23 protein-coding genes are annotated in these 21,338 nt (G+C 58.3%); 7 read left to right on the forward strand and 16 right to left on the reverse strand.

The window, feature by feature from the left end; genetic code table 11:
- The first annotated feature begins 63 nt into the window (after positions 1-63).
- Genes KGB21_RS23185 through KGB21_RS23200 form a run of 4 tightly spaced genes read left to right on the forward strand, consistent with a single transcriptional unit; the run spans position 64 to position 4,046 of the window.
- Positions 64-990, forward strand: a complete 927-nt coding sequence (locus KGB21_RS23185; RefSeq protein WP_034148060.1) for a DUF72 domain-containing protein — start codon at positions 64-66, stop codon at positions 988-990.
- A complete protein-coding gene (locus KGB21_RS23190) occupies positions 987-1,784 on the forward strand; it encodes an endonuclease/exonuclease/phosphatase family protein (protein ID WP_223506867.1) in 798 nt (265 codons plus the stop codon). The genes KGB21_RS23185 and KGB21_RS23190 overlap by 4 nt, the downstream gene beginning before the upstream one ends.
- Positions 1,781-3,073, forward strand: coding sequence for a cardiolipin synthase ClsB (gene clsB / locus KGB21_RS23195; protein WP_034148062.1), 1,293 nt, complete (start codon positions 1,781-1,783; stop codon positions 3,071-3,073). Before KGB21_RS23190 ends, clsB begins: the two co-directional genes overlap by 4 nt.
- Positions 3,060-4,046 carry a lysylphosphatidylglycerol synthase domain-containing protein gene (locus tag KGB21_RS23200; protein WP_223506868.1) on the forward strand — a complete coding sequence of 329 codons (987 nt, stop codon included), beginning with the start codon at positions 3,060-3,062 and terminating at the stop codon, positions 4,044-4,046. The genes clsB and KGB21_RS23200 overlap by 14 nt, the downstream gene beginning before the upstream one ends.
- Before the next feature lie 138 nt (positions 4,047-4,184).
- Here KGB21_RS23200 and KGB21_RS23205 read toward each other — a convergent pair whose 3' ends face one another.
- The 3 genes from KGB21_RS23205 to KGB21_RS23215 form a co-directional block, all read right to left on the reverse strand.
- Entirely contained in the window at positions 4,185-4,943 is a 759-nt protein-coding gene (locus KGB21_RS23205; RefSeq protein ID WP_034148064.1) for an alpha/beta hydrolase family protein, read from the reverse strand.
- Positions 4,933-6,042, reverse strand: coding sequence for a DUF3182 family protein (locus tag KGB21_RS23210; protein WP_223506869.1), 1,110 nt, complete (start codon positions 6,040-6,042; stop codon positions 4,933-4,935). The genes KGB21_RS23205 and KGB21_RS23210 overlap by 11 nt, the downstream gene beginning before the upstream one ends.
- A 287-nt stretch (positions 6,043-6,329) precedes the next feature.
- Entirely contained in the window at positions 6,330-7,322 is a 993-nt protein-coding gene (locus tag KGB21_RS23215) for a GlxA family transcriptional regulator (RefSeq protein WP_223506870.1), read from the reverse strand.
- Positions 7,323-7,423: 101 nt separating this feature from the next.
- On the opposite strand from KGB21_RS23215, the gene KGB21_RS23220 reads away from it, so the two are divergent.
- Both KGB21_RS23220 and KGB21_RS23225 read left to right on the forward strand, forming a co-directional pair.
- Positions 7,424-7,972 carry a cysteine hydrolase family protein gene (locus tag KGB21_RS23220; RefSeq protein ID WP_223506871.1) on the forward strand — a complete coding sequence of 183 codons (549 nt, stop codon included), beginning with the start codon at positions 7,424-7,426 and terminating at the stop codon, positions 7,970-7,972.
- A gap of 37 nt (positions 7,973-8,009) precedes the next feature.
- The gene (locus KGB21_RS23225) at positions 8,010-8,834 is read left to right on the forward strand and encodes an alpha/beta fold hydrolase (protein ID WP_223506872.1); all 825 of its coding nucleotides are present in this window, start codon (positions 8,010-8,012) and stop codon (positions 8,832-8,834) included.
- 75 nt (positions 8,835-8,909) lie between these two features.
- Here KGB21_RS23225 and KGB21_RS23230 read toward each other — a convergent pair whose 3' ends face one another.
- Together KGB21_RS23230 and KGB21_RS23235 are read right to left on the reverse strand one after the other, a co-directional pair.
- Positions 8,910-9,422, reverse strand: coding sequence for a single-stranded DNA-binding protein (locus tag KGB21_RS23230; protein ID WP_034148068.1), 513 nt, complete (start codon positions 9,420-9,422; stop codon positions 8,910-8,912).
- 9 nt (positions 9,423-9,431) lie between these two features.
- Positions 9,432-10,829: an MFS transporter gene (locus KGB21_RS23235; protein ID WP_034148069.1), complete on the reverse strand. Its 1,398-nt coding sequence runs from the start codon at positions 10,827-10,829 to the stop codon at positions 9,432-9,434.
- A 191-nt stretch (positions 10,830-11,020) separates the two neighbouring features.
- Between KGB21_RS23235 and uvrA the strand changes: the two genes are divergently transcribed.
- Positions 11,021-13,855 (forward strand): excinuclease ABC subunit UvrA, encoded by a 2,835-nt coding sequence (gene uvrA, locus KGB21_RS23240; protein WP_223506873.1) that lies wholly within the window; start codon positions 11,021-11,023, stop codon positions 13,853-13,855.
- Positions 13,856-13,983: 128 nt separating this feature from the next.
- Here the strand turns inward: uvrA and bfr are convergent, their stop codons facing one another.
- The 11 genes from bfr to rpmD form a co-directional block, all read right to left on the reverse strand.
- Positions 13,984-14,448: a bacterioferritin gene (bfr, locus tag KGB21_RS23245; protein ID WP_034148071.1), complete on the reverse strand. Its 465-nt coding sequence runs from the start codon at positions 14,446-14,448 to the stop codon at positions 13,984-13,986.
- Between the two features lie 149 nt (positions 14,449-14,597).
- Positions 14,598-16,052 carry a catalase gene (locus tag KGB21_RS23250; RefSeq protein WP_223506874.1) on the reverse strand — a complete coding sequence of 485 codons (1,455 nt, stop codon included), beginning with the start codon at positions 16,050-16,052 and terminating at the stop codon, positions 14,598-14,600.
- A 197-nt stretch (positions 16,053-16,249) separates the two neighbouring features.
- Positions 16,250-16,636 (reverse strand): 50S ribosomal protein L17, encoded by a 387-nt coding sequence (gene rplQ, locus KGB21_RS23255; protein WP_007970429.1) that lies wholly within the window; start codon positions 16,634-16,636, stop codon positions 16,250-16,252.
- 42 nt (positions 16,637-16,678) lie between these two features.
- Positions 16,679-17,680: a DNA-directed RNA polymerase subunit alpha gene (locus KGB21_RS23260; protein WP_007924176.1), complete on the reverse strand. Its 1,002-nt coding sequence runs from the start codon at positions 17,678-17,680 to the stop codon at positions 16,679-16,681.
- Positions 17,681-17,702: 22 nt separating this feature from the next.
- Positions 17,703-18,323 (reverse strand): 30S ribosomal protein S4, encoded by a 621-nt coding sequence (rpsD, locus tag KGB21_RS23265; protein ID WP_003176404.1) that lies wholly within the window; start codon positions 18,321-18,323, stop codon positions 17,703-17,705.
- Between the two features lie 18 nt (positions 18,324-18,341).
- On the reverse strand, positions 18,342-18,731 hold the full coding sequence (rpsK, locus tag KGB21_RS23270) for a 30S ribosomal protein S11 (protein ID WP_002555466.1): 390 nt from the start codon (positions 18,729-18,731) through the stop codon (positions 18,342-18,344).
- Positions 18,732-18,761: 30 nt separating this feature from the next.
- A complete protein-coding gene (gene rpsM / locus KGB21_RS23275; RefSeq protein ID WP_009045849.1) occupies positions 18,762-19,118 on the reverse strand; it encodes a 30S ribosomal protein S13 in 357 nt (118 codons plus the stop codon).
- A 130-nt stretch (positions 19,119-19,248) separates the two neighbouring features.
- Complete coding sequence (rpmJ, locus tag KGB21_RS23280; protein ID WP_002555468.1) at positions 19,249-19,365, reverse strand: 50S ribosomal protein L36; 117 nt, start codon at positions 19,363-19,365, stop codon at positions 19,249-19,251.
- Between the two features lie 24 nt (positions 19,366-19,389).
- Complete coding sequence (gene secY / locus KGB21_RS23285; RefSeq protein ID WP_008065724.1) at positions 19,390-20,718, reverse strand: preprotein translocase subunit SecY; 1,329 nt, start codon at positions 20,716-20,718, stop codon at positions 19,390-19,392.
- A complete protein-coding gene (rplO, locus tag KGB21_RS23290; protein ID WP_003228720.1) occupies positions 20,719-21,156 on the reverse strand; it encodes a 50S ribosomal protein L15 in 438 nt (145 codons plus the stop codon).
- Positions 21,157-21,159: 3 nt separating this feature from the next.
- Positions 21,160-21,336 carry a 50S ribosomal protein L30 gene (gene rpmD, locus KGB21_RS23295; protein WP_003176408.1) on the reverse strand — a complete coding sequence of 59 codons (177 nt, stop codon included), beginning with the start codon at positions 21,334-21,336 and terminating at the stop codon, positions 21,160-21,162.
- Between the last annotated feature and the right edge of the window lie 2 nt (positions 21,337-21,338).

The raw sequence follows: 21,338 nt of genomic DNA on the forward strand, positions 1-21,338 counted from the left end.
CGAAACTTTCGCCACCGCCCCGCAGTCATCAAAAGATCAGGGGGCAGTCAGACGGGAGGCGACATGGCGGCGATTCACATCGGTATTTCAGGTTGGCGCTACACGCCCTGGCGGGGGGATTTCTACCCGAAGGGCCTGGCCCAGAAGCGCGAATTGCAATTCGCCTCACGGGCAGTCAACAGCATCGAGATCAATGGATCGTTTTACGCCCTGCAACGGCCTGAACGCTACGCGCAGTGGTACGCCGAAACCCCGGAGCACTTCGTATTCAGCGTCAAAGCCCCACGCTTCATCACCCACATCAAGCGCCTGCGTGACATCCACAAACCCCTGGCGAATTTCTTTGCGTCCGGAGTACTGGAACTCAAGGAGAAACTCGGCCCGATCCTTTGGCAGTTTCCGCCCAACTTCAAATTCGACGCCGAGCTGTTCGAAACCTTCCTCGAACAATTGCCCCACGACACCGCACAAGCCGCCGCCCTCGCCCGCCAACACGATGCTCACGTGAACGGCCACGCCAGCCTGAAAGCGAACGGGAAAAAGCCCTTGCGCCACGCTGTGGAAATCCGTCACGAAAGCTTCATTGACCCGGCCTTTGTGCGCCTGCTCAAACGCTACAACACAGCGTTGGTCATCGCCGACACCGCTGGAAAATGGCCATATCGCGAAGACATCACCAGCGACTTCGTCTATCTGCGCCTGCACGGCGCCGAAGAGCTCTACGCCAGCGGCTACACCCCGCAAGCACTCAAACGCTGGGCCGACCGCATAGAAGCCTGGCACCACGGGCGCCAACCGGGTGATCCGCATCTGATTGCACCTCGACTGAAACCCCGGGCGCGCAAGTCGCGAGACGTGTTTTGCTATTTCGATAACGACATCAAGGTCCGCGCACCCTTCGATGCGCGGCGTTTGCTGGAAAGCTTCGACCTCGACAAAAACCTGCTCACCTCACCCGGTGAACCGGTTGCCGAAGGAGTGCTGCCATGAGCATTTCCGAGCCGGTTGGCACCACCGACGAGCAAGCGACCATCGACACCACGGTGCATCGTTTCACGATCCTGACCGTCAACACGCACAAAGGCTTCACGGCCCTGAACCGACGGTTCATCCTGCCGGAACTGCGCGAAGCGGTGCGCAGCGTGTCTGCCGATGTGGTGTTTTTGCAGGAAGTGCACGGCACCCACGAACAGCATCCAAAGCGCTACGACAATTGGCCGGCAATGCCGCAATACGAGTTCCTCGCCGACACGCTGTGGCCGCAGTTCGCCTATGGGCGCAACGCGGTTTATCCGGCGGGCGATCACGGCAATGCTCTGCTGTCGAAATTCCAGATCGTGCGCCACGACAACCTCGACGTGTCCATCAGCGGCCACGAGAACCGCGGCATCCTGCATTGCGTGTTGCGCCTGCCGGGCGATGGTCCGGAGGTGCATGCCATTTGCGTCCATCTGGGCCTGCGCGAAACCCACCGCACCGAACAACTCAAACTGCTGACGCGTCGCCTGGAAGAATTGCCCAGAGATGCCCCGGTGGTGATTGCCGGTGACTTCAATGACTGGCGCCAGCGCGCGGATGCCCTGCTCAAGCCCTGCGGATTGCGTGAGGTATTCGCCGAACACCACGGCAAACCGGCGCGCAGTTTCCCCGCACGTTTGCCGGCGCTGCGCCTGGACCGCATCTACGTGCGAAACCTCAAGGCCAGTAGTCCGCAAGTGCTGACGACGCGGCCCTGGTCCCACCTTTCGGATCACGCACCGTTGTCGGTGGAGATCGAACTATGAGCATCCCGACGATGGAAAAAACCACGGTGGAAACGATTGCCGCGCCGCCCATCAGCGAGCCGGCAGTGGTCGACGTCGAGTACGGCTGGCAAGGCAACAATCGGGTCGAACTGCTGGAAAACGGCGAGGCCTATTTCCCCCGGGTGTTCGAGGCCATGCGCCAGGCCAAAACCGAAATCCTCCTGGAAACCTTCATTGTCTTTGAGGACAAGGTCGGCGATGAATTGAAGGAGGTGCTCATCGAGGCCGCTCAACGGGGTGTTCGGGTCACCGCCAGTTTCGACGGGTTTGGCTGCGGAGAGCTGACCACCGCCTATCTCACGGCCCTGAGCGGTGCCGGCGTGCACCTGCAAATGTTCGACCCGGCGCCGAAGCGCCTGGGCATTCGCACCAACTGGTTCCGCCGCCTGCACCGCAAAATCGTGGTCGTAGACGGGACGGTAGCCTTCATTGGCGGGATCAATTTTTCCGCCGACCATTTGGCCGACTTCGGCCCCGAGGCCAAGCAGGATTATTCGGTTGAAGTGCAAGGCCCGGCGGTGGCCGACATTCATCACTTTGCCCTGCTGCAATGCGGTCGTCCGGCGCGAGCCAAATATTGGTGGCAACGCCGTCGGCAACGGCGCTCAGAACTGGCCGTGACTGATCACGATGGCCAGGTGCGGCTGGTATACCGCGACAACGCCGAGCACTCTACCGACATCGAAGAGGTTTACCGCCTGGCGTTGCGCACGGCGCAGCGGCGCGTGGTCATCGCCAACGCCTACTTCTTTCCCGGCTATCGGTTGCTGCGGGAAATCCGCAACGCTTCGCGCCGTGGCGTTGAAGTGCGCCTGATTCTCCAGGGCCAACCGGACATGCTGGTGGCCAAACTGGCAGCGCGCATGACCTACGATTATCTGCTCAAGTCCGGGGTGAAAATCTTCGAATACTGCGACCGGCCACTGCACGGCAAAGTCGCGCTGGTGGACGAAGACTGGAGCACCGTCGGCTCCAGCAACCTCGACCCGTTGAGCCTGTCGATGAACCTGGAGGCCAACGTGTTGATCCGCGACCGTGGGTTCAACCGCGTCCTGTTCGATCGCCTCGAAGACCTCAGTGACAACCACTGCAAATCCATGTCGGTGGACAAGGCCCCGCGCGGGCGAGTCTGGCACATGACCGTGGGTTTTCTGGTGTTCCACTTCCTGCGGCATTTTCCGGCCTGGGCCGGGTGGTTGCCCGCACATAAACCACGTCTGAAAGCGTTCACCCCACCGACCGGGAGCGATCAACATGAGCCGCACTGAAGCACACGCGGCGCCCCACGCCGAGCACCCGGCAAAGTCGCGCTGGAGCCGCTGGAAACGACCGCTGACGATGTTGTTTTTCCTGGCGCTGATCGTGCTGTTGACGATGTTTGCCCAGCGCATCGAATGGAACGAAGTGTTCGACACCCTGGCCGATTTCAAGGTACGCACCTTGATCATCGCGGCCGGGCTGACCCTGTTGAGTTTTCTGGTGTACGCCTGTTTCGACCTGATTGGCCGCACCTACATCCGCCAGGACCTGACGTGGAAACAGATTCTGCCGGTGGGCATCATCAGCTACGCCTTCAACCTCAACTTGAGCGCGTGGGTCGGCGGCATTGCCATGCGCTATCGCCTGTATTCGCGGCTCGGGGTGAGCAAAGCCAACATTGCGAAAATCCTCGGCCTCAGCCTGGCGACCAACTGGTTTGGCTACATGGTGATTGCCGGCGCGATATTCAGTAGCGGGCTGGTGCGCATGCCACCGGGCTGGAAACTCAGCAGCGGTGCGCTGCAAGCGGTGGGTGTGTTGCTGTTGTTGGTGAGTGCGGGCTACCTGGCGGCGTGCCAGTTTTCCAAGCGTCGGGAATGGTCGATTCGCGGGGTGGAAATCAACCTGCCGTCACTGCGCATGGCGATCCTGCAACTGGCCCTCGGGGCGCTGAACTGGTCGTTGATGGCGGCAGTGATTTTCACGCTGTTGCCGAGCAAACTCGACTATCCGTTGGTGCTCGGTGTGTTGCTGATCAGCGCCATCGCCGGGGTCATCACCCACATTCCGGCGGGGCTCGGTGTGCTGGAAGCGGTGTTCGTGGCGTTGTTGCAACACGAAGCATCGCGGGGCAGTCTGGTGGCGGGGTTGCTGGCTTATCGGGCGATCTATTTCCTGCTACCGCTGTTGATCACGCTGGTGATGTATTTGCTGGTGGAGGCCAAGGCAAAGTCGTTGCGGATCTCGAAGAAACCCAAGTGATGGGTGGTGTTCTTTCGGACGCCATCGCGGGCAAGCCCGCTCCCACAGGGTTTGGCGGTGAACGCAAATATTGTGAACACCAGCACTCACTGTGGGAGCGGGCTTGCCCGCGATGACGGCTTAAAGAACAGCAAAAAATCACTTGGACTGAATAATGCTCAACCGCTCCCCCACCACCATTTCAGTGATCCAGCCCACCAGGGTCGAGGTGTAGGCCTGCTGTGAAACGGGATTGCTCAGCGCATGGTCGGCGCCGTCGATGATGCGGTGGGTCAGCGAGTGGGTCTGCTGACACGCCGCGCGGTAACTCATGATGGTCGCGTGCGGGACGTAGTCATCGGTTTCCGACTCCACCAGCAACACATCCCCGGTAAATTGCGAACAGGCATGCAGCGCCCGATTGTTGTCGGCGCGCACCAATGTACTGCGGTAATCGCGCAGATCGAGTTTGTCCAGGTCACGCTTGGGCGTGTGCCATTGATCGTCGCGATACAGCGCCGGCACCCGCAGCGCCAGCCAGCGCACGGGCCGCAGCGACGTGAGGATCGAAGCCAGGTAACCGCCGTAACTGGTACCGACCACAGCAATGGCCGAGGTATCCAGTGCGGGGTGCGAGAGTAAACGGTCATAGGCCGCCAGCAAATCGCGCAAATTGTCTTCACGGGTCACGCGGGCCAACGGGATTCCGGTGCCGCTGGTGTGCCCGCGCAGGTCGAAGGTCAGGCACACACAACCTAACCCGGCGATGCCTTTTGCACGCTCCAGATCGCGCTCCTGGCTGCCGCCCCAGCCGTGTACGAACAACACGCCGGGGACTTTCGATTTGGGACTGAGAAAAGTGCCGCTCATCTGTTCGTCGTCGATGTCGATTTGAATGCTTTCGCTTCTAGCCGTCATAGGAATTGACCGTTACGTACTTGAGTAGGAAATCACTGTTCTCTGCAGGACCACGGTACACCTCAATGGCGTCCGCGGGCAGCGGCTGATCGATGTAGGTTTCCACCGAAGACACGCGAATCGCGCGCATCTGCGGATCGTTGACGAAGCTCTGCAAGGCCGCCACTTCCGCGCTGCTGGCCCCGCCCATGCGCCAGGATTGTTCGAGCACACCGCTGCGTTGCTGGCCGTCGCTGGCGACGCCCTGGGCGATGTCGTAATTGCGCCGTGAAGCATAGAAACCGGGATAGGCTTCATCCGCAGCGCCATCGAACACCTGGGCTTGCTTGATTGCCAGTCGCACATCGTCAGGCAAGTCCAGCGTCAGCAAATCGTCGTAACCGCCCTGCACCACCAGCAGGTTGGAACCACCATAGACCTCTTCGTCGTGAGCGTCTTTGGTCAAGTATTGATCACCGCAGTAACTCAGCACTTTATCGCCGATAAAACTCTGGCCGACGCTGTGGGTAATCACCTGGTCCAGGTCCTGCTCCAGCACCACGCCTTCATTGAACAGCGCTCTCGCTTCGGGTCGGGCGAGGATTTCATCGAACTGATCGAGGCTGTTGATCACTTCTTGTCCGCGCCCGGCGCAGGCATGGATCGGCTTCATGCGGATCGGACCGCTGTAGAGCAGATGCTCCGCTGCTGCTCGCGCGTCGTCGAAGGAGAAAACACTGAGTCCATCGAGCACCACAGAGCGCACTCGCGCGGAAAACAACGGCGACCAGCCTTGTGGTGCGTGGGCATGCCTGTTCAATAAACCGTGGGTGATGGCTTTGGTGCAGATGAAGTCGTGTTCGACATAACCGCCCCATAAATCCTCCGGCCCTTTGATGCCCAACTCACGGGCAGCAGCGGCGCCTACCAGTGTCTGGGTCGGCAACAGATAAATATCTCGACCGCCATGCAACTGCGGATCGAAGTTGCCGCCGAATTTAAGCCCGAGAATTTGCGCCAGCCAGCGGGCCAGCGCGCGATTGGTTTCGACTTCGTGCTGCGGCGCACCGGGACGCACCGAATGGGCGACTACCAGTTTTTTGCGGCTTGTTGGGGTCATGCGTCCCCCTTCAATGGTCGCTGAATGAATGTAGCTGATGGGGTGCAGGGTTCAGGCCAACCGCTTCTTCAGAAAAAAGGTTTTCAAATCAGCCGCTTGCGAAAACGGTAGTGGCACGGCGCCTGTTTTATTCTGCACGACGACCATCAACAGTCCGGCATTTTGCACGGTTCATGTCCATCCACGCCCCCTGTAGGCGCTAGCCTGCTCGCGATCAGGTCAGCACATTCGCCATTTTTTTCGCCTGATACGCCGCCATCGCGAGCAGGCTCGCTCCTACAGGGAATCTATCGCGCTGCAACACTCGGCATCACCCCAAACCGCGCCCGATAATCACTCGGCGCCAGCCCGGTGATCTTCTTGAACGTCGAACGAAACGCACCCGGATCCTGATAACCCACGGTCCAGGCAATGTGATCGATGGTGCCGTTGGTGAACTCGAGCATTTCCCGGGCCTTGCCGACCCGCAGATGCTGGCAGTACTCAGTCGGCTTGAGACCGGTCGCCGCGCGGAACCGACGCAGGAACGTGCGCTCTTCCAGCCCTGCCCGCTCGGCCATGGCCGGCAGCGAAACGTCAGTGGCTCCGGTGCCTTGCAGCCAGTGTTGAACCTTGAGAATCGAGGCGTCGCCATGGCTGAGAATCGGTGCGAAATTGCTGCCGCATTCGCTGGCGCTGTCGCTGTGTTCAACCACCAGAAAACGCGCCGTGCCGGTGGCGATGCTCGGTCCCAGCAGTCGATCCACCAGGCGCAATCCCAACTCGGACCACGCCATCAAACCAGCGGTGGTGATCAAGTCGCCGTCGTCGACGATGGGCGTATCGGCCTTGAGCTTGATCGCCGGGTAACGCTCGGCGAAGGTCTTCGCGGAGGTCCAGTGCGTGGTGGCGCTGCGACCGTCGAGCAAACCACTTTCGGCCAACAGCAGCGAACCCACGCAGACACCACCGAGGGTCGCGCCGCTGGCGTGTTGTTGCCGGAGCCAGCGCAGCAGTGGTTGCGGTGCCTGGCCTTCGGAGAAGCCGGCAATCGACGGCGGAATCAACACGGCCACCATTGCGCCGTCCGTACCAGGATGGCTGTCGTAGACCCGCGCCGGAGTCTGCTCGCCATCGACCTGCCAATGGCTGACCCGCAACAACGGCAAGCGCGCTACCTGATGCTCGGCGGCGATCCGGTTGGCCACCCCGAACAGGTCCGTCAACCCATGCACCGCCGCCATCTGCGCGCCGGGATAGATCAACACACCCAGCTCGGCGATTGCCCTTTGTGCGTCCATTGTCAGTTTTCCCCCTTCTATTGTCGGTGCGGCCAATCCACGGATGGTTTGCCAGGGCCAATACTTCATTCCACACCAACCCGCACTCCGAGGAAACAGTCATGGCCAAGCAAGCACTCATCGTAGTCGATATCCAAAAAGACTACTTCCCACAAGGCAAGTGGCCGCTGGTCGGCGCCGATGCCGCCGCGGACAACGCCGTCCGTCTGCTCAAAGCCTTTCGTGACGCTGGTGATTCGGTGGTGCACATCCGCCACGAATTCACCTCCGAAGACGCACCGTTTTTCACCCCGAATTCCGAAGGCGCAAAACTTCATCCCAAAGTCCTCAACCAAGCCGACGAACCTGTAGTGCTCAAGCACTTCGTCAACTCATTCCGCGAAACCGAACTACAGTCCATTCTCGACGAGCAAGGCATCAAGGAACTGGTGGTCGTCGGCAGCATGAGCCACATGTGCGTCGATGGCATCACCCGCGCCGGCCACGACCTCGGCTACAGCGTCACGGTGATCCACGATGCCTGTGCCTCCCGTGACCTGGAATTCAATGGCGTGACCGTTCCGGCGGCTCATGTCCACGCGGCCTTCATGGCGGCCTTGGGCTTTGCCTACGCCAACGTGATATCCACCGACGAATTCCTCGCCCGGTAAGCGCCTCATTCACGCTACTTCATTGGAGATGATCGACATGGCTACTCTGACGACTCGCGAAGGCAACACCCTCTACTACAAGGATTGGGGCAGCGGACAACCGGTGGTGTTCAGCCACGGCTGGCCCTTGAGCGCCGACAGTTGGGAATCGCAGATGCTGCATTTCGCCAACAACGGTTTCCGCGCCATCGCACACGATCGTCGGGGCCATGGCCGGTCCAGCCAGCCGTGGGACGGCAACGACATGGATCACTACGCTGATGACCTGGCGCAGTTGATCGAACACCTGGACCTCAAGGACGTGATCCTCTTCGGTTTCTCCACCGGCGGCGGCGAAGTCGCCCGCTACATCGGTCGCCACGGCACCGGTCGCCTGGCGAAAGCCGGGCTGATCTCCGCCGTACCGCCGTTGATGCTGAAGACCGACACCAACCCCAAAGGCCTGCCGATCGAAGTCTTCGACGGCATCCGCGCCGGCTCCATCGCCGACCGCTCGCAGCTGTACAAAGACATCGCCGGCGGGCCGTTCTTCGGCTTCAACCGACCGGGTGCCAAAGCGTCGCAAGGGTTGATCGACTCGTTCTGGATGCAAGGCATGATGGGCGGTCACAAAAACACCCTGGACAGTATCAAGGCGTTCTCGGAAACGGATTTCCGTGATGACCTGAAGAAGTTTGACGTGCCGACCCTGATCATCCACGGCGATGACGACCAGATCGTGCCGATTCAAGCGGCTGGGCTGGAGAGCAAACGATTGATCGAGCATGCCGAGTTAATTGTCTATCCCGGTGCACCGCATGGGCTGACGGATACGCACAAGGATCAGGTGAATGCGGATATGTTGGCGTTTGCCAAAAGCTGATCGAACCTTAAACACAAAGGCCCGTAGCGTTTGAGCGCTACGGGCCTTTTTTATGCCGTTCGGGGAAGCAGTTGCTTAGAACGGAATATCGTCATCAAAGCTGTCGAAATCCGGAGCCGGTTGCGGCGCGGCCTGTTGAGGCGCTGGACGCTGTGGCTGCTGTTGCGGTGCTGGGCGTTGAGCCTGCGGACGCGGAGCGGATTGCTGGTAGTTACCGCCGCCCTGGCCTTGTTGGTCGCCCTGAGGACGGCCGCCTAGCAGTTGCATGGTGCCTTGCATGTCGACCACGATTTCAGTGGTGTAACGCTTGATACCGTCTTTTTCCCACTCGCGGGTCTGCAGTTTGCCTTCGATGTAGACCTGCGAACCTTTGCGCAGGTACTCGCCAGCGATTTCTGCGACTTTGCCGAACATCGACACACGGTGCCATTCGGTCTTTTCGACTTTCTGACCGGTTTGCTTGTCGGTCCACTGTTCGCTGGTCGCCAGACTCAGGTTGGTCACGGCGTTGCCATTCGGCAGGTAACGAACTTCAGGATCCTGGCCGCAAGTGCCGACCAATATGACTTTGTTAACCCCACGGGCCATTACGTTCTCCTAGGCTACGCACGCTGCCCCGGCCGGGTTGTTCACCAGGCTCTCAAGGGTGGTGCGATCCAATAGTTCGGTGTCCAATTTGATGTAAATCGCCGCTTCATCCGCGACGATCACTGCATCTGTTACCCCTACGACAGCCTTCAGGCGCTCGACCAGACCCGCTTCGCGGATCGCCTCGGGCGACAACGGCAAGCGCAGGCTTGTCACGTAGGGAGGTTCACGCATGGTAACAGCAAAAACCAGCCAAAGTGCAGCCAGCCCGGCGCAACCGAGGAACACAACCGACAAACCGCCATGCTGGAACAACCAGCCGCCGAGGATACCGCCCAGTGCCGATCCGAGGAACTGACTGGTGGAATAAACTCCCATCGCCGTGCCTTTGCCGCCCGCCGGTGAAACCTTGCTGATCAGCGAAGGCAACGAAGCTTCCAGCAGATTGAACGCGGTGAAGAACACCACCGTACCAATCACCAGAGCCCGCAAGCTATCGCCGAACTGCCAGAAGAATAGCTCAGTGAGCATCAGCGTCACGACGGCGCCGAGCAAAACTCGTTTCATTTTGCGTCGCTTCTCGCCATAGATAATGAACGGAATCATGGCGAAGAAGGAAATCAGCAGAGCGGTCAGATAAACCCACCAATGCTGTTCCTTTGGCAGCCCGGCCTTCTCCACCAACGCCAGCGGCAAGGCAACGAAGCTCGACATCAGCATCGCGTGCAAGACAAAAATGCCCAAGTCCAGGCGCAGCAGGTCCGGGTGCTTGAGGGTCGGAATCAACGCCTGGCGCGCCACGCCGGATTCGCGATGCTGAAGCGGCCCGGTGGAGCGCGGCACCATGAACATCACGATCACGATGCCGAACAGCGCCATGCCGCCCGTAGCGAGAAACAGCCCGGACAGGCCGAAGGCGCGGGTCAGCAACGGTCCTACAACCATGGCGACAGCGAACGACAGACCAATCGTCATGCCGATCATGGCCATGGCCTTGGTCCGATGCTGTTCACGGGTCAGGTCCGACAGCAACGCCATGACCGCTGCGGAGATCGCCCCGGCGCCCTGCAGGATGCGTCCGGCGATCACGCCCCAGATCGAATCGGCGTTGGCTGCCAACACGCTGCCGAGGGCGAAGACGATCAGCCCCAGGTAAATCACCGGACGGCGACCGATGCGATCGGAAATGAAGCCGAATGGAATCTGGAAAATCGCCTGGGTCAGGCCATAAGCGCCAATCGCCAGCCCGATCAGGGCCGGGGTCGCGCCTGCCAGGTCCATGCCGTAGGTCGCCAATACCGGCAACACCATGAACATGCCAAGCATACGGAAGGCGAACACCAGGGCCAGACCGCTCGCCGCGCGGGTCTCGCTGCCACTCATGCGTTCGCTGTGGGGATCGTGCATGGAAAAACCTCATGTGAACCGGCGGCGATTCTACCAGTCCCATCGATTGGCAGGGTATATCGCGACGCTTTGCCGCGTGTAGATGACAGAGCTTTCATGTAAGCCTGCAATGACATCATTCGATAGTGTGCATCCATCCAGTATTTGGCCGTATACTCCTACGTTTTCGACGCCCGCCAAGCGAGGCCACTTTGGACAAGATCCTGATTCGTGGGGCTCGAACCCACAACCTGAAGAATATCGACCTGACCCTGCCACGGGACAAGCTGATCGTCATCACCGGCCTGTCCGGCTCCGGCAAGTCGTCCCTGGCTTTCGACACCTTGTATGCCGAAGGTCAGCGCCGCTACGTCGAATCGCTGTCGGCCTATGCCCGCCAGTTTCTGTCGATGATGGAAAAGCCTGACGTCGATACCATCGAAGGCCTGTCGCCGGCGATCTCCATCGAACAGAAATCGACCTCGCACAACCCGCGCTCGACCGTCGGCACCATCACCGAAATCTACGATTACCTGCGTCTGCTTTATGCACGCGTGGGCATTCCGCGCTGCCCGGATCACGATATTCCGCTGGAAGCGCAGACTGTCAGCCAGATGGTCGACCTTGTCCTGGCGCAACCGGAGGGCAGCAAACTGATGTTGCTCGCCCCAGTGATCCGCGAGCGTAAAGGCGAACATCTTTCAGTCTTCGAAGAGCTGCGCGCCCAAGGCTTCGTCCGTGCCCGGATCAACGGCAAGCTGTATGAGCTGGACGAAGCGCCCAAGCTCGACAAGCAGAAAAAACACACCATTGATGTCGTGGTCGACCGTTTCAAGGTTCGCGCCGACCTGCAACAGCGCCTGGCCGAATCCTTCGAGACCGCGCTGAAGCTGGCGGATGGCATTGCCCTCGTAGCGCCAATGGACGACGAGCCGGGCGAAGAGATGATCTTCTCCGCGCGCTTCGCCTGCCCGATTTGCGGCCACGCCATCAGCGAGCTCGAACCCAAACTGTTTTCCTTCAACAACCCGGCCGGCGCTTGCCCGACTTGCGATGGCCTGGGCGTGAAGCAGTTTTTCGACATCAAGCGGCTGGTCAACGGCGAGCTGACGCTGGCCGAAGGCGCGATTCGCGGCTGGGACCGGCGCAACGTCTATTACTTCCAGATGCTTGGCTCACTGGCGTCCCACTTCAAGTTCAGCCTGGAAGTACCGTTCAACGATCTGCCGGCCGATCAGCAGAAGCAAATCCTGCACGGCAGCGGCTCGCAAAACGTCGACTTCAAGTACCTGAACGATCGCGGCGATATCGTCAAACGCTCGCACCCGTTCGAAGGCATCGTGCCGAACCTGGAACGCCGCTACCGCGAAACCGAGTCTGCCTCGGTGCGCGAAGAGCTGGCCAAGTTCCTAAGCACCCAGGCTTGCCCTGACTGCCGCGGCACACGCCTCCGTCGCGAAGCACGCCACGTGTGGGTCGGCGAGAAAACGCTGCCGGCGGTGACCAACCTGCCCATCGGCGATGCGTGCGATTACTTCGGTGGACTGAAGCTGACCGGCCGCCGTGGCGAGATTGCCGACAAGATCCTCAAGGAAATCCGCGAGCGCCTGCAATTTCTGGTCAACGTTGGCCTCGACTATCTATCACTGGATCGTAGCGCGGACACCTTGTCCGGTGGTGAGGCTCAACGTATTCGCCTGGCCAGTCAGATTGGCGCGGGTCTGGTCGGTGTTCTGTACATCCTCGACGAACCGTCGATTGGCCTGCACCAACGCGATAACGACCGCTTGCTCGGCACCCTCAAGCACCTGCGCGATATCGGTAACACGGTGATCGTGGTCGAGCACGACGAAGACGCGATTCGCCTGGCTGACTATGTGGTGGATATCGGCCCGGGTGCGGGGGTTCACGGTGGGCACATCGTTGCCGAAGGTACGCCGGCAGAGGTCATGGCTCACCCTGATTCGTTGACCGGCAAGTATCTGTCGGGCCGGGTGAAGATCGAAGTGCCGGCCAAACGCACACCACGCAATAAGAAGATGTCGCTGTCGCTCAAAGGCGCTCGTGGCAACAACTTGCGCAATGTCGATCTGGATATCCCGATTGGCCTGCTGACCTGTGTGACCGGCGTGTCCGGTTCGGGCAAATCGACGCTGATCAACAACACGCTGTTTCCTCTGAGCGCCACCGCGCTGAACGGTGCGACGACGCTTGAGGCTGCCGCTCACGACAGTATCAAGGGCCTGGAACATCTGGATAAGGTCGTCGATATCGACCAGAGCCCGATCGGCCGAACGCCACGCTCCAATCCGGCGACCTACACCGGGCTGTTCACGCCGATTCGCGAGTTGTTCGCCGGCGTGCCGGAATCCCGCTCCCGAGGTTATGGGCCGGGGCGGTTCTCCTTCAACGTCAAGGGCGGACGCTGTGAAGCCTGCCAGGGCGACGGTCTGATCAAGGTGGAAATGCACTTCCTGCCGGACATCTACGTGCCGTGCGACGTGTGCAAGAGCAAGCGCTACAACCGCGAAACCCTGGAGATCAAATACAAGGGCAAGAACATCCACGAAACCCTCGAAATGACCATCGAGGAAGCACGTGAGTTCTTCGACGCGGTGCCGGCGCTGGCGCGCAAGCTACAAACGCTGATGGACGTCGGCCTGTCGTACATCAAACTGGGACAATCCGCGACCACCTTGTCCGGTGGTGAGGCTCAACGGGTGAAACTGTCCCGCGAGCTGTCCAAGCGCGATACCGGCAAAACCCTGTACATCCTCGATGAGCCGACCACGGGCCTGCACTTCGCGGATATCCAGCAACTACTCGACGTCCTGCATCGACTGCGCGACCACGGCAACACGGTGGTGGTAATCGAGCACAACCTTGATGTAATCAAGACTGCCGACTGGCTGGTGGACCTCGGGCCGGAAGGCGGTTCCAAAGGCGGGCAAATCATTGCCGTCGGCACGCCTGAAGAAGTCGCCGAGATGAAGCAATCTCACACCGGCTACTACCTCAAGCCGCTACTGGAACGCGACAGGGCCTGAATCCGGGCCACAAAAAAACCCCCTGTCACTTGATCAGTGACAGGGGCTTTTTTGTGGATCTTCACGAAATCGTGGGAAACCCCGTAGGAGCCGGCTTGCTGGCGATATCTATCTCATCGACGCCGGAATCAAGCGTGAGATTGCAGGTAGTTCTCCAGACCGATCAACTTGATCAGACCCAACTGCTTTTCCAGCCAGTAGGTGTGATCTTCTTCAGTGTCGTTGAGCTGGATACGCAGCATCTCGCGGCTGACGTAGTCCTTGTGCTGCTCACAGAGCGCGATGCCCTTGCACAGCGCGGCACGGACTTTGTACTCAAGGCGAAGATCCGCTTCGAGCATCTCAGGAACGGTGGTGCCGACATCAAGGTCGTCCGGACGCATGCGCGGCGTACCTTCGAGCATCAAAATCCGGCGCATCAGCGCATCGGCGTGCCCGGCTTCCTCTTCCATCTCATGGTTGATACGTTCGTAGAGCTTGGTGAAACCCCAGTCCTCATACATCCGCGAATGGACGAAATATTGATCACGTGCAGCCAGTTCGCCGGTCAGCAACGTGTTGAGGTAATCGATAACGTCTGGGTGGCCTTGCATCGCCCTACATCTCCCTGCTTGAAAGTCTGTAGTTTGAACCACGACGACGGATTGGTCACTCCGTTTGCGCGATAAAAGCGAAGATATTCTGAGAAAAGTGGTTTAAATAACGCAAAAACCGCCCAAACAAGGGCGGTTCTGCTTCTCATTTAGACTTCGTTAAGCTGTACGTTAAGCAGCGTTGCGATTGCTTCTCCATACGCCGGGTCCGCCTTGTAAAAATGCTGCAACTGACGGTCGACCACATCGCTTGATACGCCTGCCATTGCGCCGGCGATATTGCTGACCAGCAGGTTTTTCTGATCACCACTCATCAACCGGAACAGCGCACCGGCGTGACTGTAGTAGTCGGTATCCTCACGATGATCATAGCGATCGGCAGCGCCGCTCAAAGCCAACGCAGGCTCGGCATAACGAGGCGCCTGTTTAGGCGACTCCACGTAGCTGTTCGGCTCATAGTTCGGTGCTGCACCGCCATTGCTGCCAAAAGCCATCGAGCCATCGCGCTGGTAAGTGTTAACCGGACTGCGGGGCGCGTTCACCGCCAGTTGCTGGTGATTGGTACCAACACGGTAGCGGTGCGCGTCGGCGTAAGCGAAAACACGTCCTTGCAGCATGCGATCCGGGGACAGGCCTACACCGGGCACCATGTTGCTAGGACCGAAAGCGGCTTGCTCAACTTCAGCGAAGTAGTTGAGCGGGTTGCGATTGAGTTCCAGCACACCGACTTCGATCAGTGGAAACTCCTTCTGCGACCAGGTTTTGGTGACATCAAACGGGTTTTCATAATGGGCGGCGGCCTGGGCCTCGGTCATGACTTGAATGCACACGCTCCATTTCGGGAAGTCACCGCGCTCGATAGCCTCAAACAGATCGCGCTGAGCGTAATCCGGATCCGTGCCAGCCAGACGCGAAGCATCTGCCGGTGCCAGGTTCTTGATCCCTTGCTGGGTCTTGTAGTGCCACTTGACCCAATGACGGTCACCGTTGGCGTTGATCAGGCTGTAGGTGTGACTGCCGAAGCCATGCATGTGACGGTAGCCATCAGGAATGCCGCGGTCGGAGAACAGAATAGTGACCTGGTGCAGCGCTTCAGGAGAATGCGACCAGAAGTCCCACATCGCCTGAGCGCTTTTGAGGTTGCTCTGCGGCAGACGTTTTTGCGTGTGGATAAAGTCCGGGAATTTCAGCGGATCACGAATGAAGAACACAGGCGTGTTATTGCCGACAATGTCCCAGTTGCCTTCTTCGGTGTAGTACTTCAAGGCAAACCCGCGCGGGTCACGCTCAGTGTCGGCAGAACCACGCTCACCACCTACGGTGGAGAAACGCAGAAACGTCGGAGTCTGTTTACCTACAGCCTCGAACAGCTTGGCGCTGGTGTACTGGGTGATATCACGCGTCACGGTGAACGTCCCGTAGGCGCCCGAGCCTTTGGCATGTACACGGCGTTCCGGGATGTTTTCGCGATTGAAGTGGGCGAGCTTCTCGATCAGATGAAAATCGTCGAGTAGCAGCGGGCCTCGAGGGCCGGCGGAGCGGGAATTCTGGTTGTCGGCGACAGGAGCGCCACTGGCAGTGGTAAGCGTTTTATTTTGGCTCATGCGATCTCTTCCTTTGTCAGTCTTGAACTGCCGGCTAATCGGCTGAAAGGAAGTATTGATGATCAAGATGACATCATCTAATTCATTAACTGATGAGAATCGATAGAAAATACCTAATAGCATGAAGACTGCCGCACTTTTATAGCGAACACAAAAAACCGGGCACTAGGCCCGGTTCTTTGTTTCAGACTGACGTCTTACTCGGCAGATACAGCTTCGCCAGCAGTAGCACGATCAACCAACTCGACGTACGCCATAGGCGCGTTGTCGCCAGCGCGGAAACCGCACTTGAGGATGCGCAGGTAGCCACCCTCACGGGTAGCGTAACGCTTGCCCAGGTCGTTGAAGAGCTTACCAACGATAGCTTTCGAACGAGTACGGTCGAAAGCCAGACGGCGGTTAGCAACGCTATCTGTCTTGGCCAAAGTGATCAGCGGCTCGGCAACGCGGCGCAGCTCTTTAGCTTTTGGCAGAGTAGTTTTGATCAGCTCGTGCTCGAACAGCGACACCGCCATGTTTTGGAACATGGCCTTGCGGTGCGAGCTGGTGCGGCTCAGGTGACGACCACTTTTACGATGACGCATGGTTCATTCCTTACCAAACACTACGTTCGGTGATTACGACGATCAGGCAGTCGCCTTGTCGTCCTTCTTAAGACTTGCAGGCGGCCAGTTGTCGAGGCGCATGCCGAGGGACAGACCGCGGGAGGCCAGAACGTCCTTGATTTCAGTCAAGGATTTCTTGCCCAGGTTCGGAGTCTTCAACAGCTCTACTTCGGTACGCTGAATCAGGTCACCGATGTAGTAGATGTTTTCCGCCTTAAGGCAGTTAGCCGAACGTACAGTCAGTTCCAGATCGTCAACCGGGCGAAGCAGGATCGGATCGATCTCGTCTTCTTGCTCGATTACCACTGGTTCGCTGTCACCTTTGAGGTCGACGAACGCAGCCAACTGCTGTTGCAGGATGGTTGCAGCGCGGCGGATAGCCTCTTCAGGATCCAGAGTACCGTTGGTTTCCAGATCAATAACCAGCTTGTCCAGGTTGGTACGCTGCTCGACACGGGCGTTTTCCACCACGTATGCGATACGGCGAACCGGGCTGAACGAAGAGTCAAGCTGCAAGCGACCGATGCTGCGGCTTTCGTCTTCATCGCTCTGACGCGAGTCGGCTGGTTCATAACCACGACCACGAGCTACTACGAGCTTCATGTTCAGGGCGCCGTTAGACGCCAGGTTAGCGATTACGTGATCGGGATTAACGATCTCGACATCATGATCCAGCTGAATATCGGCAGCGGTAACCACCCCCGAACCCTTCTTCGACAAGGTCAGCGTAACTTCGTCACGGCCGTGCAGCTTGATAGCCAGACCTTTAAGGTTCAACAGGATTTCAATTACGTCTTCCTGTACACCTTCGATGGCGCTGTACTCGTGGAGCACACCGTCAATCTCGGCCTCGACTACTGCACAGCCAGGCATTGAGGACAACAGGATGCGGCGCAGCGCGTTGCCCAGGGTGTGGCCAAAACCACGCTCGAGAGGCTCGAGAGTGATCTTGGCGCGGGTTGGACTGACAACCTGCACATCAATGTGGCGGGGTGTCAGGAACTCATTTACCGAAATCTGCATGGATGCACCTATTTTCTAGCCCTTACTTGGAGTAGAGCTCGACAATCAGGCTTTCGTTGATGTCGGCGGACAGATCACTGCGAGCTGGAACGTTCTTGAAAACGCCCGACTTCTTCTCAGTGTCTACTTCTACCCATTCTACGCGGCCACGTTGGGCACACAGATCGAGAGCTTGGACAATGCGAAGTTGGTTTTTTGCTTTCTCGCGAACAGCAACCACGTCACCAGCACGAACCTGGTAGGACGGAACGTTAACGGTTTGACCGTTTACGCTGATCGACTTGTGCGATACCAGCTGACGGGATTCGGCACGAGTCGAACCAAAGCCCATACGGTATACAACGTTGTCCAGACGGCATTCGAGCAGTTGCAGCAGGTTTTCACCGGTTGCACCTTTCTTGCCAGCAGCTTCTTTGTAGTAGCCGCTGAATTGACGCTCGAGAACGCCGTAGATACGACGGACCTTCTGCTTTTCACGCAGTTGGGTGCCGTAATCGGACTGGCGACCGCGGCGTTGGCCGTGGATACCAGGTGCTGCTTCAATGTTGCACTTCGATTCGATCGCGCGCACGCCGCTCTTCAGGAAGAGATCGGTGCCTTCGCGACGAGCGAGTTTGCATTTTGGACCAATGTAACGAGCCATTCTTTACAATCTCCTGGATTACACGCGGCGCTTCTTCGGCGGACGGCACCCGTTGTGCGGGATTGGCGTCACGTCGGTGATGCTGGCGATCTTGTAGCCACAGCCGTTCAAAGCGCGGACTGCGGATTCACGACCTGGACCTGGACCTTTGACGTTTACGTCGAGGTTTTTCAGGCCGTATTCCAGCGCAGCTTGACCAGCACGTTCAGCAGCTACTTGAGCAGCGAACGGGGTGGACTTGCGGGAACCGCGGAAACCCGAACCACCGGAGGTAGCCCAGGAAAGAGCGTTACCTTGACGGTCGGTAATGGTCACGATGGTGTTGTTAAAAGATGCATGGATGTGGGCGATGCCATCAACCACTGTCTTTTTAACTTTTTTACGAGGACGAGCAGCAGGTTTTGCCATGATTAAATTCCTGTCGATTCGCTGGGGCGATTACTTGCGGATCGGCTTACGCGGACCTTTACGGGTACGCGCGTTGGTCTTGGTACGCTGACCGCGTACTGGCAGACCACGACGATGACGCAGACCGCGATAGCAACCGAGGTCCATCAAGCGCTTGATTTTCATGTTGATTTCGCGACGCAGGTCACCTTCAGTGGTGAACTTCGCCACTTCGCCACGCAGCTGTTCAATTTGCTCGTCGCTCAGATCTTTGATCTTTGCTGCTGGGTTTACCCCAGTCTCTGCACAAATTTTCTGTGCAGTAGTGCGACCAACACCATAGATGTAGGTCAGCGAGATAACAGTATGCTTGTTATCTGGAATGTTAACGCCTGCAATACGGGCCATTCAGTGGGACTCCAATTGACAGCTACCTACGCCCCGGAAGCCAAGAAATAGGGCGCGAGATAATATCGCTGTAATAACAAATAATCAACCCGGTAGCGCACTAGCTACCGGGCTTGAAGCACAATCACACTCAGCCTTGGCGCTGTTTGTGACGCGGTTCCGCGCTGCAAATTACTCGAACAACACCTTCGCGGCGAATAATCTTGCAGTTACGGCACAGCTTTTTCACCGATGCACGAACTTTCATCACCAACTCCTCGAACCTTATGGGTCAGCGCAGCATGCCGCTGCCGTAACCCTTCAGGTTGGCTTTCTTCATCAGGGATTCGTACTGGTGCGAAACGAGGTGCGATTGTACTTGGGACATGAAGTCCATCACAACCACGACGACGATCAGCAACGAGGTCCCGCCAAGGTAGAACGGAACGTTGGCTGCAACCACCAGGAACTGGGGCAACAGGCACACGGCCGTCATGTAAAGAGCACCGAACAGGGTCAAGCGGGTCAGAACGCCATCAATGTAGCGCGCAGACTGCTCACCTGGACGAATGCCCGGAATAAAGGCACCGGACTTCTTCAGGTTTTCCGCTACGTCTTTCGGATTGAACATCAACGCCGTATAGAAGAAGCAGAAGAAAATAATCCCTGCACTAAACAGCAGAATATTCAACGGCTGACCAGGAGCGATCGACTGCGAGATGTCCTGCAACCAGCCCATACCTTCAGACTGACCGAACCAGGCACCCAGCGAAGCCGGGAACAGCAAAATGCTGCTCGCGAAAATGGCCGGAATAACACCGGCCATGTTCACTTTCAGCGGCAAGTGGCTAGTCTGCGCAGCGAAGACCTTACGGCCCTGCTGACGCTTGGCGTAGTGAACAGCGATACGACGCTGACCACGCTCAATGAACACCACGAAACCGATGATCGCTACTGCCAGCAAACCGATGGCAACCAGGGCGAAGATGTTGATATCACCCTGACGGGCAGACTCGAAAGACTGCCCAATCGCTCTCGGAAGACCGGCGACGATACCCGAAAAAATCAACATCGAGATACCGTTGCCAACACCACGCTCAGTAATCTGCTCACCCAGCCACATCATGAACATCGCACCAGCCACAAAAGTGGTTACCGCGACGAAATGGAAGCTAAAGTCACCAGTGAACGAAACGCCCTGCCCCGCCAGACCAATGGACATGCCAATGGCCTGGACAAGTGCAAGGACGACAGTGAGGTAGCGGGTGTACTGGCTGATCTTGCGACGGCCAGCTTCACCTTCCTTCTTCAACTGCTCCAGCTGCGGGCTGACGGCGGTCATCAATTGCATGATGATCGATGCCGAAATGTACGGCATGATCCCCAGTGCAAAGATGCTCATCCGTTCCAGCGCGCCGCCGGAAAACATGTTGAACAAGCTAAGAATGGTCCCCTCATTCTGTCGAAACAGGTCCGCGAGTCGGTCCGGGTTGATACCTGGAACCGGGATGTGTGCGCCTATTCGGTAGACGATAATCGCCAGGAACAGAAAACGCAGACGAGCCCAGAGTTCAGACATACCGCCTTTGCCGAGCGCAGAGAGAGCACCTTGCTTAGCCATTTATTCCTCGAACTTGCCGCCAGCTGCTTCGATAGCCGCACGCGCACCTTTGGTGGCGCCGATTCCCTTTCCGATGGTTACAGCGCGAGTAACTTCGCCGGACAGCATGATTTTCACACGCTGAACGTTGACGTTGATCACGTTGGCATCTTTCAGGGACTGCACGGTGACGATGTCGCCTTCCACTTTAGCCAGCTCGGACAGACGCACTTCTGCGCGGTCCATGGCTTTCAGGGAAACGAAACCGAACTTCGGCAGGCGACGATGCAGCGGCTGTTGACCGCCTTCAAAGCCTGGAGCAATGGTGCCACCGGAGCGGGAGGTCTGACCTTTGTGACCACGGCCACCAGTCTTACCCAAACCACTACCGATACCACGGCCCGGACGATGCTTTTCGCGACGGGAACCCGGCGCTGGACTCAGATCATTGAGTTTCATCGATTAACCCTCGACACGCAGCATGTAGTAAGCCTTGTTGATCATCCCGCGATTCTCGGGAGTATCCTGGACTTCTACAGTGTGACCGATGCGACGCAGACCCAGACCCTTAACGCACAATTTGTGGTTAGGGATGCGGCCGGTCATGCTTTTGATCAGCGTTACTTTAACGGTAGCCATGA

The organism is Pseudomonas sp. GL-RE-29, assembly GCF_019947275.1.
GTDB classification, from domain to species: Bacteria; Pseudomonadota; Gammaproteobacteria; order Pseudomonadales; family Pseudomonadaceae; genus Aquipseudomonas; species Aquipseudomonas fluorescens_A.

Bases quoted from the DNA above. Each gene is read 5' to 3' on its own strand.
- KGB21_RS23185 (WP_034148060.1), top strand. From the start codon at position 64: ATGGCGGCGATTCACATCGGTATTTCAGGTTGGCGCTACACGCCCTGG.
- KGB21_RS23190 (WP_223506867.1), top strand. From the start codon at position 987: ATGAGCATTTCCGAGCCGGTTGGCACCACCGACGAGCAAGCGACCATC.
- clsB (WP_034148062.1), top strand. From the start codon at position 1,781: ATGAGCATCCCGACGATGGAAAAAACCACGGTGGAAACGATTGCCGCG.
- KGB21_RS23200 (WP_223506868.1), top strand. From the start codon at position 3,060: ATGAGCCGCACTGAAGCACACGCGGCGCCCCACGCCGAGCACCCGGCA.
- KGB21_RS23205 (WP_034148064.1), bottom strand. From the start codon at position 4,943: ATGACGGCTAGAAGCGAAAGCATTCAAATCGACATCGACGACGAACAG.
- KGB21_RS23210 (WP_223506869.1), bottom strand. From the start codon at position 6,042: ATGACCCCAACAAGCCGCAAAAAACTGGTAGTCGCCCATTCGGTGCGT.
- KGB21_RS23215 (WP_223506870.1), bottom strand. From the start codon at position 7,322: ATGGACGCACAAAGGGCAATCGCCGAGCTGGGTGTGTTGATCTATCCC.
- KGB21_RS23220 (WP_223506871.1), top strand. From the start codon at position 7,424: ATGGCCAAGCAAGCACTCATCGTAGTCGATATCCAAAAAGACTACTTC.
- KGB21_RS23225 (WP_223506872.1), top strand. From the start codon at position 8,010: ATGGCTACTCTGACGACTCGCGAAGGCAACACCCTCTACTACAAGGAT.
- KGB21_RS23230 (WP_034148068.1), bottom strand. From the start codon at position 9,422: ATGGCCCGTGGGGTTAACAAAGTCATATTGGTCGGCACTTGCGGCCAG.
- KGB21_RS23235 (WP_034148069.1), bottom strand. From the start codon at position 10,829: ATGCACGATCCCCACAGCGAACGCATGAGTGGCAGCGAGACCCGCGCG.
- bfr (WP_034148071.1), bottom strand. From the start codon at position 14,448: ATGCAAGGCCACCCAGACGTTATCGATTACCTCAACACGTTGCTGACC.
- KGB21_RS23250 (WP_223506874.1), bottom strand. From the start codon at position 16,052: ATGAGCCAAAATAAAACGCTTACCACTGCCAGTGGCGCTCCTGTCGCC.
- rplQ (WP_007970429.1), bottom strand. From the start codon at position 16,636: ATGCGTCATCGTAAAAGTGGTCGTCACCTGAGCCGCACCAGCTCGCAC.
- KGB21_RS23260 (WP_007924176.1), bottom strand. From the start codon at position 17,680: ATGCAGATTTCGGTAAATGAGTTCCTGACACCCCGCCACATTGATGTG.
- rpsD (WP_003176404.1), bottom strand. From the start codon at position 18,323: ATGGCTCGTTACATTGGTCCAAAATGCAAACTCGCTCGTCGCGAAGGC.
- rpsK (WP_002555466.1), bottom strand. From the start codon at position 18,731: ATGGCAAAACCTGCTGCTCGTCCTCGTAAAAAAGTTAAAAAGACAGTG.
- rpsM (WP_009045849.1), bottom strand. From the start codon at position 19,118: ATGGCCCGTATTGCAGGCGTTAACATTCCAGATAACAAGCATACTGTT.
- rpmJ (WP_002555468.1), bottom strand. From the start codon at position 19,365: ATGAAAGTTCGTGCATCGGTGAAAAAGCTGTGCCGTAACTGCAAGATT.
- secY (WP_008065724.1), bottom strand. From the start codon at position 20,718: ATGGCTAAGCAAGGTGCTCTCTCTGCGCTCGGCAAAGGCGGTATGTCT.
- rplO (WP_003228720.1), bottom strand. From the start codon at position 21,156: ATGAAACTCAATGATCTGAGTCCAGCGCCGGGTTCCCGTCGCGAAAAG.
- rpmD (WP_003176408.1), bottom strand. From the start codon at position 21,336: ATGGCTACCGTTAAAGTAACGCTGATCAAAAGCATGACCGGCCGCATC.